We start from the raw sequence: 619 nt of genomic DNA, 5'->3' as shown, positions 1-619 counted from the left end.
CCGGATCAGTATCCGATGTCGCTTAACGGCGTGGTCACCGCCTGTAACCAGAAGTCCAACCGTGAACCGGTGATGTCGCTGACCGATAGCGATGTGCAGAACACCCTCGATTTACTGGTGAAAAAACACCAGCTGACGGCATTGAACGGTTTTGGCAGCCGGGTAGTGAAGTATGAACAGCGTTTTTGTAACTCGGAATTTGGTCAGTTGAAGTTTACTGCGGCCGAAGTGGCGGTGATCACAACACTGCTGCTGCGTGGCGCACAGACGCCGGGTGAGTTGCGCACCCGCAGTACGCGTATGCATGATTTTGCTGATATGTCCGAAGTGGAACAGACGCTGGAGCGGCTGGCACAGCGCGAATCCGGTGCGCTGGTGGTGCGTCTGGCACGGGAACCGGGTAAACGCGAAAGCCGCTATATGCACCTGTTTAGCGGTGATGTGGATGAAAGCTCACTGGCTACCAGCCCTGTTAATGACCATGACAGCGGGCTGGAAGCGCGAGTGGTCTCCCTTGAACAGCAGGTTGTGGCGCTGCAACAGCAGCTTGCCCGGCTGCTGGCCGGGCAGGAGGCAGAATGAGTGCATTAAAAGTGGGGATTGTTGGTCTGGGTGGCAT

1 protein-coding gene is annotated in these 619 nt (G+C 56.5%); it reads left to right on the top strand.

The window, feature by feature from the left end; translation table 11 throughout:
* Positions 1 to 582: DUF480 domain-containing protein (locus WH277_RS00410; protein WP_339503709.1), on the top strand; the 582-nt coding region annotated here is incomplete at its 5' end.
* Between the last annotated feature and the right edge of the window lie 37 nt (positions 583 to 619).

Origin of the sequence: Erwinia sp. MYb416 (genome assembly GCF_037479575.1) — a bacterium.
Lineage (GTDB): Bacteria > Pseudomonadota > Gammaproteobacteria > Enterobacterales > Enterobacteriaceae > Erwinia > Erwinia rhapontici.
This window is presented reverse-complemented; position numbering and strand designations above follow the sequence as displayed.